General features: G+C 67.5%; 1 protein-coding gene. It reads left to right on the top strand.

Going from position 1 to position 431, the window contains the following annotated elements; genetic code table 11:
- On the top strand, window positions 1–431 hold a 431-nt coding region (locus tag MOV75_RS41955; protein WP_247008761.1), incomplete at both ends, for an ATP-binding cassette domain-containing protein.

Consider the following 431-nt stretch of genomic DNA (forward strand, 5'->3'; position numbering starts at 1 on the left):
GCTCCGGCAAGTCGTCGCTGATCCGCGCGCTGGTCGGGGTCTGGCAGCCGGTGCGCGGCAAGGTACGGCTCGACGGCGCGGCGCTCGATCAATGGTCATCCGACGCGCTCGGCCGCCACATCGGCTATCTGCCGCAGGACGTCGAATTGTTCGGCGGCACCATCGCGCAGAACATCAGCCGGTTCGACCCCGAGGCGACCTCCGATGGCATCATCGTGGCGGCGAAAGAAGCCGGCGTGCACGAGATGATCATCAAGATGCGCGAGGGCTACAACACCCAAGTCGGCGAGCAGGGCGCGGCACTTTCCGCAGGCCAGGCGCAGCGCGTGGCGCTGGCGCGTGCGCTCTATGGCAATCCCTTCCTGATCGTGCTCGACGAGCCCAACTCCAATCTCGACACCGAGGGCGATGAGGCGCTGACCCGCGCCGTC

The organism is Bradyrhizobium sp. PRIMUS42, assembly GCF_023006515.1.
Classification (GTDB): Bacteria; Pseudomonadota; Alphaproteobacteria; order Rhizobiales; family Xanthobacteraceae; genus Bradyrhizobium.